Below are 7,946 nucleotides of genomic sequence, written 5' to 3' on the forward strand. Positions count from 1 at the left end.
ACGCGTATCGCTTTTTTTGCGAGAGACTGGATCACACCCCTCCGAAAGTGCGGTCACCGCGGCGCCGCTTCCCATCCTTTAACGCGGCAGGATCTGTTCATAGGTGCACTGGCGCGGATCCTTGTCCGGCCGCCAGCGCATCAGTTTGGTACCGTGGCGAAAGCGCCGGTTGCTGACGTGGTCGAATCTTACCTCGACGACGAGTTCCGGCCGAACCGGCTCCCATTCGCCGCTACGCTCGCTGCTCCAGCGGCTTGGACCGCCCGGTGCCTTGCCGGTGAAGCCGGTGGTTCGCGCAAGGCCTCGAGCCGGCGGGTCAGCGGCGGTCGCTCCTTGTCGGAGATCGTCGCGGTGAAGCCGACATGATTGAGCGTTCCGTCCGTATCGTAGAGACCAAGCAAGAGGGAGCCGACCAGAGCGCTGTCGCTTTCGTAGCGGAAGCCGCCGATGACGCAGTCGGCCGTCTTCAGGCGTTTGACCTTCACCATGGCTCGCTCGCCACATTCATAGGCGCCTTCGCGGCGTTTCGCGACGATCCCGTCGGTGGCGCCCGCTTCCCACGAGGTGAGCCAGCGCTCGGCCTCGTGCCGGTCGAGCGTGAAGGGCGAAAGCTCGAGCCTTTCCGCAATGGCGTTCTCGGCGGCGAAGCCTTCGAGCGCGGCTCGCCGGTCACCGAGCGGCCTGCCGGTGAGGACCGCGCCGTCCGTGGCGACCAGCATGTCGAACAGGATGAACTTGGCTGGCGTCTCTCTCGATAGCTTCTGGACGCGGCTTGCCGCCGGGTGCAGCCGCATTTGCAGCGCGTCGAAGGAGAGTCGGCCGTCGACTTCGATCACCAGTTCGCCGTCGACCACGAATTGTTCGGCGTCCAGCCCGCGCAACAAAGCGACAACCTCAGGGAAAAAGCGGCCCAGCGGTTTGCCGGATTTCGCCCTGAGATCGACCTCTTCGCCGGATTTGAAGGCAAGGCAGCGGAAGCCGTCCCATTTCGGTTCGTACTGCCATGCACCGTCGGCCGGGAGCCCCTGCGCCGAACGCGCCTCCATCGGCGCGGTGCTGACGGGCAGCACAAAGCCGCCGGCGGCTATTGCCTCTTGGGCCGACCGCGACGTCCCGGCCCGCTTTGTTGGTCCTTCACGCGTGGGCAGAGCCATCGTCCATCTCCCCCTAATTCCGCTTGACGGAGGGTTCTCCGCCGTCGCGAGGTTCTGCAATGCCTGTTTCGCCGCGGCTCGGCTCATGGTCCTGAATGGGGTTTCTTTTTGTCTGGCCCAGCAGGCTTCCTGGCCATGGCGGCACTCCTCGATCGAGGTCGAACGGGCACGAAACCTTGGTCGCAGAGGTTGGTTCCGCCTGCGACCCGAAATTGAGCGGGTGCCGCCTCTCGGCAAGCCAACCCGACAGCCGACCGACACGGCGCGCGATCGATTTCCCGCAATGCAGCAATTTCGCAGGGCGATCGTCTGTGTTACGAAAAAGAGGCTGGCGGTTTGCGACCGGCAATCCGAGAGACACGAGGCACCATGGCGGCACGCCAGCGCATCATTCCCGTTCGACGAGAATACAATCGCTGGGTCGCCAACCAGACGCTCGAAGACTACGCCCTGCGCTTCACAGCGAAAAGCGCGCGGCGCTTTTCCTCCGAGCGCATCTCGCAGACGGCGATCGGCGCGATTTCCTTCCTGGCGCTGGAAGCGATCGGCGGCGCTATCACCATGTCCTACGGCACGACGAACGCGATTGTGGCGATCCTGGTCGCGAGCGTGATGATCCTTCTGGTAGGCCTGCCGATCAGCCGCTATGCCATCCGCCACGGCGTCGACATCGACCTTCTGACCCGGGGCGCCAGTTTCGGCTATATCGGCTCGACGATCACGTCGCTGATCTATGCGAGCTTCACCTTCATACTCTTCGCGATCGAGGCGTCGATCATGTCCGGGGCACTGGAGCTTGCCCTCGGGATACCGTTGTGGATCGGCTATATCGTCAGCGCCGTCGTGGTGATCCCGCTGGTGACCCACGGTGTCCGTCTCATCAGCAGGTTCCAGCTGATGACGCAGCCCTTCTGGATCGTGCTGAACATTCTGCCCTTCGCCTTCATCGCGTTCGCCGATTGGGAAAAAGTGGGGCTCTGGCTTGCCTATTCCGGCATCCACCATGCTTCCGGTCCTTCGGGCACTGTCGCGCCGTTCGATCTCGTCGAATTCGGCGCCGCCTCGGCCGTGATCTTCGCGCTGATGGCGCAGATCGGCGAGCAGGTCGATTTTCTCCGCTTCCTGCCGCCCGACGGCCAGAAGAAGCTGCATCACCGCATCGCCGTCTTTCTCGCGGGTTCCGGCTGGGTGATCGTCGGGGCGCCGAAGCTGCTGGCGGGATCGTTTCTCGTCGTGCTGGCGCTCAGCGCCGGCGTGCCGTCGACGCGCGCCGCCGATCCGGCGCAGATGTACTACACCGCCTTCGGCTACATCTTTCCGTCGGATACGGCCGCACTCCTGCTGATGGTCGCCTTCGTCGTCATCTCGCAGCTGAAGATCAACGTGATGAACGCCTATGCCGGGTCGCTCGCCTGGTCCAATTTCTTCTCGCGCCTCACCCACAGCCATCCCGGCCGTGTCGTCTGGCTGGTCTTCAACGTCGCGATCGCGCTCCTGCTGATGGAGCTCGGCATCTATCGCCTGCTCGAGGAAACGCTCGGAATCTTCTCGATCATCGCCATGGCCTGGCTCTGCACGATTTCGGCCGATCTCTTCGTCAACAAACCGCTCGGACTTTCGCCACCCGGCATCGAGTTCAAGCGCGCTCATCTTTACGACATCAATCCCGTCGGCCTCGGCACCATGGGTATCTCGGCGGTTCTCGCGCTGACAGCCCATTTCGGCGCCCTCGGCGATATCGCCGCCTCACTTGCACCCTATATCGCGCTCGTCACCGCCTTCATCGTCTCGCCGCTGATCGCCTGGTGGACGGAGGGCAAATTCTATCTCGCCCGCAAGCCCCGCAAGAGCTGGTTTCGCGAAAGCGAGATCGCCTGCTCGATCTGCGAGCACCCGTTCGAGCCGGAAGACATGGCCTGGTGCCCGGCCTACGCCGCGCCGATCTGCTCGCTCTGCTGCTCGCTCGACAGCCGGTGCCACGACATGTGCAAACCGAGGGCGCGGCTGAACACGCAGGTCGCTACCGTGGCAAAGATGATCCTGCCAGAGGCGGTGACCGCGAAGCTCGCCACGAGGCTCGGCCGCTACGCGATCTCCGCCATCCTCTCGATCACCGGCATCGGCATCATTCTCGCGATGATCGCTCATCAGACGACCGCCGCCTCGCCCGAGACCGCCGCCGTCGTGGAGCGGACGGTGGCGATCGTCTTCTTTGTCTTTGCGATCTTCGCCGGCGTCGTCTGCTGGTTCTATGTGCTCGCCCATGACAGCCGCGTGGTCGCGGAGGAAGAGTCCTCGCGCCAGAACACGCTGCTCCTGAAGGAGATCGCCGCGCACAAGAAGACCGACGCGGCGCTTCAGAACGCCAAGGAGGCGGCGGAAGCGGCAAACCGCGCGAAGAGCCGCTATGTCGTGGGCTTGAGCCACGAACTGCGCACGCCACTCAATGCCGTGCTCGGCTATGCGCAGATCCTCGAACGCGACGAGACCATACCGCCCTCAAGGCAGGGGGCGATCAAAGTGATCAAGCGCAGCGCCGATCACCTCTCTGGTCTTATCGACGGCCTGCTCGACATCTCCAAGATCGAGGCTGGCAAGCTGCAGGTCTATTCCAACGAGATCAACATTCACGATTTCCTCGACCAGATCGTCGACATGTTCCGCCCGCAGGCCCAGGCCAAGGGCATCGCCTTCGAACACAACCGTGTGGCATCACTGCCGCGATACGTGCGCGCGGACGAGAAGCGGCTGAGACAAATCCTCGTCAATCTCCTGTCGAACGCGCTGAAGTTCACCGAACGCGGCCGCATCCGTTTCGACATCGGCTACCGCAATCAGGTTGCCACCTTCATGATCGAGGACAGCGGCCGCGGCATCAGCGACAAGGACCTGCCGCGAATCTTCGATCCGTTCCAGCGCGGCGAGGCTGAACATCGCATGCCCGGACTCGGGCTTGGCTTGACCATCACGCGCCTCTTGACGCAGACGCTCGGCGGCGAAATCTCCGTGATCAGCGAAAAGGACAAGGGCACAACCTTCAGGATCCGCCTGATGCTCTCCGCCGTCGACCGGCCAGCGGCGCTCAACGACCCGGTACGCCGGATCCGATCCTACAAGGGCGCGCGCCGCACCATCGTCGTCGTCGACGACAACGAGGATCATCGCGATCTGATGCGCGAAGTGCTGGTTCCGCTCGATTTCGTGGTGCTGGCGGCGGCAGGCGGCCAGGAGTGCCTGACGCTCATCGAAGACATCAAACCCGACCTGTTCCTGATCGACATCTCCATGCCGGGCATGAACGGCTGGGAACTGGTGACGCGATTGCGTGAAGGCGGCCAGACGGCACCGGCGATCATGCTGTCGGCTAATATCGGCGATGGATCGACCGCCGGCGCCGCAGGCGGCCACAACGACACGCTCGCCAAGCCCTTTGGCGTCCGCCAACTCCTCGACAAGCTGGCGATCCATCTCGGCCTCGAATGGATTCATGAGGACGACGGCAAGAACGCCAGCGGCAGCACCGATCCTGTGACCAATCCCGGACATCATCACCTGGAGGAATTGATCCGGCTCGGCGAAATCGGCTACGTCAGGGGCATCGAGGCGAAGCTGACGGAGATTGCCGTGAATCCGGAGAACCAGGCCTTTGCCGAGGCGGTGCGCGCCTATGTGCGTGCCTTCGATCTTTCGGGCTACGACGTCTTCCTGAGGCGGTTGACGGCAGAGGAGGTCGACACGCGTGGCTGAACCCGCCAATCCGCGCGATATCGTTCTGCTGGTCGACGATTCGCCAGAGGCTCTGGGCTTCCTGACTGAAGCGCTGGAACAGTCCGGCTTCTCCGTGCTGATCGCCACGTCCGGCAACGCCGCCTTGAATATTGCCGACCGCATCACCCCCGACATCATCCTGCTCGATGCAGTGATGCCTGGCATGGACGGTTTCGACACCTGCATCAGGCTCAAGGCGAACGCCTCCGTCACCCAGGTTCCAGTGGTCTTCATGACCGGGCTCACCGAAACGGAGCACGTGGTGCGCGCGCTGGAAGCCGGCGGCGTCGACTATCTCACCAAGCCGATCAACATCGACGAGCTGAGGGCCCGCATCCGCGTCCACCTTTCCAATGCGCGTTCCGCCCAGAGCGCGCGGGTTGCGCTGGATGCGGCCGGGCGGCACCTGCTTGCCGTGCGCGGCGACGGCGGCGTCCGCTGGTCGACGCCGCAGGCGACGCGCCTCGTCAATGCCGCCACTGGCAGCGACGACGGGCTTGCGGTGGTGACCACCCGCATCGCCGAATGGATGCGGCAGCGCGAAAAGCATGGCTCCGGTCAGGCCAGCTTCACGCTGCAGCAGGCGGGCCAGACGGGCTTGCAGATTTCCTATCTCGGCGCCATCGGCTCCAACGAATACCTCTTCCGCCTGACCGCCGAAAACGGCATGAACGACGACGAGATGTTGCGCCAGCATTTCCTGCTTACGCAGCGCGAATCCGAGGTGCTGCTGTGGATCGCCAAGGGCAAATCCAATCGCGACATCGGCGAGATCCTCGGCTTGAGCGCCCGCACCGTCACCAAGCATCTCGAACAGATCTACGTGAAACTCGGCGTCGAAAACCGCGCCTCCGCGGCGGTCAAGGCGACGCAGGTCCTGCACGGGATCTGACTTGACCTTCTCAAAAAAAGAGTCCGGGGGATTGCCGGTGCTTTACCCCTTCTGGCCTGCCGGCCATCATTCCACCCCTGAGGCGGACAAAAAAGCGCGGTCTGCGAAAACAGACCGCGCCAAACTGCACTTGCGTGCAGGCTTGCCCGGGAGGCAACCTATTCGGCGGGCTGGACGACCGCCGGGATCGTTTCGACGGCGGGGGTTTCGCCGCCGAGCACGGCAGCAAGCTGCCCGCGGTCCAGTTCGCCTTCCCACTTCGCCACGACGATGGTGGCGACCGCATTGCCGATGAAGTTGGTGATCGCCCGGCATTCCGACATGAAACGGTCGATGCCGAGGATCAGCGCCATGCCGGCGACGGGCACGGCCGGAACGACGGAGAGCGTTGCGGCGAGCGTGATGAAGCCAGCGCCGGTGATACCGGCAGCCCCCTTCGAACTCAGCATGGCGACGAGCAGCAGCAGGATCTGGTCGCCGAAGGAGAGCGGAATATCGGTCGCCTGCGCGATGAAGAGCGCGGCAAGCGTCATGTAGATGTTCGTGCCGTCGAGGTTGAAGGAATAGCCGGTCGGAATGACGAGGCCGACGACCGACCGCTTGCAGCCCGCTTTCTCCATCTTGTTCATAAGGCCCGGCAGCGCCGCTTCCGACGAGGAGGTTCCGAGCACGAGCAGCAGTTCTTCCTTAATGTAGCGGATGAGGGCGACGATCGAGAAGCCGTTGTAGCGTGCCACTGCGCCGAGCACGAGAAAGACGAAGAGGAAGGAGGTGAGATAGAAGGTGCCGATGAGCATGGCGAGATTGGCGATCGACGCCACGCCGTACTTGCCGATGGTGAACGCCATGGCGCCAAACGCGCCGATCGGGGCGGCCTTCATCAGGATCGCCACCAGGCGGAAGATCGGCGACGTCAGCGCATGCAGGAAGTCGACCACCGGCTGGCCCTTGTCACCGACCATGGCGAGCGCGATGCCGAACAGGACGGAGATGAACAGCACCTGCAGGATATCGCCATCGGCGAAGGCCGCGACAAGCGTCGTCGGAATGATGTTCATGAGGAAGCCGGTGATCGACTGCTCATGTGCTTTTTCCGTATAGGTCGTGACCGCCTTCATATCGAGCGAGGCCGGGTCGATATGCATGCCGGAACCAGGCTGGACTACATTCGCGACCACGAGACCGACGACGAGCGCGAGCGTCGAGAAGGTCAGGAAGTAGATCATCGCCTTGCCGGCGACGCGCCCGACCTTGGCAAGATCGGTCATGCCCGCAATACCGGTCGCAACCGTCAGGAAGATGACCGGCGCGATGATCATCTTGACGAGCCTGATGAAGGCGTCGCCGAGAGGTTTGAGCTCCGTGCCGATATCCGGATAGAGATGCCCGAGCAGAATGCCTGCGGCGATCGCCGCGAGGACCTGGACATAGAGATGCCGATACAGGGGTGTCTTGCCGCGGACCTCCGCGGAATGTTCGATGATCATGATATCCTCCACGAGGGCCTAGTCCGGCAACGCGCCGGGCCTCCCAGGCCATTTTCCGAAGAACGACAGCACCCGGCTGCCATGCGGAGGTAGTTGCAACGGGCGTGCCAGATTCGACGCGCACGAATAACGTCTTGATTCTCAATATGTTTATATTTGACCGTTGGAGAACTCACGCCTGGATGAGCGGAAATCCGCACAGATGAATTGGCACGCTGAGCGAAAAGATGCACAATGCCGCGATGACTGTTCCCGACAAAAATGAACTCGGCATTCTTCAGCGTCGCGCCCGGAGACTCTGGCTCGCCTTTACCGTGGTTGCGCTCGCGCTCCTTTCGCTCGGCTTTCTCGCAGCCGGCGAGTACGGCCGCTCGGAGGCGCTCCGCGCCTTGGCCGACCAGAGCCGGATCGACGCCAGCCTCAAGGCGGCGCTGTTGCGCGCCGTCGTCGAAAAACAGCGCGCGCTGCCTCTGGTGCTCGCCGACGACACGGCGATCCGCCAGTCGCTCCTGTCGCCCGACGCGCGTTCGCTCGACCAGATCAACCGCAAGCTGGAGGAGCTTGCCACAAGTGCCGGCGCCGCGGTCGTCTATCTGATCAGGCTGGACGGCATCGCGGTCGCCGCCAGCAATTGGCGCGAGCCGA

The 7,946-nt window shown here is 63.3% G+C and carries 4 protein-coding genes and 1 pseudogene; 3 read left to right on the plus strand and 2 right to left on the minus strand.

Annotation, left to right across the window (positions count from 1 at the left end; translation table 11 throughout):
* Nucleotides 1-188 precede the first annotated feature (188 nt).
* Entirely contained in the window at nucleotides 189-1,154 is a 966-nt protein-coding gene (locus tag QN219_RS26390) for an ATP-dependent DNA ligase (protein WP_284003130.1), read from the minus strand.
* Between the two features lie 369 nt (nucleotides 1,155-1,523).
* Here QN219_RS26390 and QN219_RS26395 point away from each other — a divergent pair, with 369 nt between their 5' ends.
* Complete coding sequence (locus QN219_RS26395) at nucleotides 1,524-4,901, plus strand: ATP-binding protein (protein WP_284003132.1); 3,378 nt, start codon at nucleotides 1,524-1,526, stop codon at nucleotides 4,899-4,901.
* Nucleotides 4,894-5,814 carry a response regulator gene (locus tag QN219_RS26400; RefSeq protein ID WP_284003133.1) on the plus strand — a complete coding sequence of 307 codons (921 nt, stop codon included), beginning with the start codon at nucleotides 4,894-4,896 and terminating at the stop codon, nucleotides 5,812-5,814. The genes QN219_RS26395 and QN219_RS26400 overlap by 8 nt, the downstream gene beginning before the upstream one ends.
* A gap of 158 nt (nucleotides 5,815-5,972) precedes the next feature.
* Here the strand turns inward: QN219_RS26400 and QN219_RS26405 are convergent, their stop codons facing one another.
* Nucleotides 5,973-7,301 (minus strand): dicarboxylate/amino acid:cation symporter, encoded by a 1,329-nt coding sequence (locus QN219_RS26405; RefSeq protein ID WP_284003136.1) that lies wholly within the window; start codon nucleotides 7,299-7,301, stop codon nucleotides 5,973-5,975.
* Nucleotides 7,302-7,528: 227 nt separating this feature from the next.
* Here QN219_RS26405 and QN219_RS26410 point away from each other — a divergent pair.
* Nucleotides 7,529-7,946 (plus strand): annotated as a pseudogene (locus QN219_RS26410) (two-component sensor histidine kinase); the annotation flags it as partial.

This window comes from Sinorhizobium sp. 8-89, assembly GCF_030124325.1.
Taxonomy (GTDB): Bacteria; Pseudomonadota; Alphaproteobacteria; order Rhizobiales; family Rhizobiaceae; genus Sinorhizobium.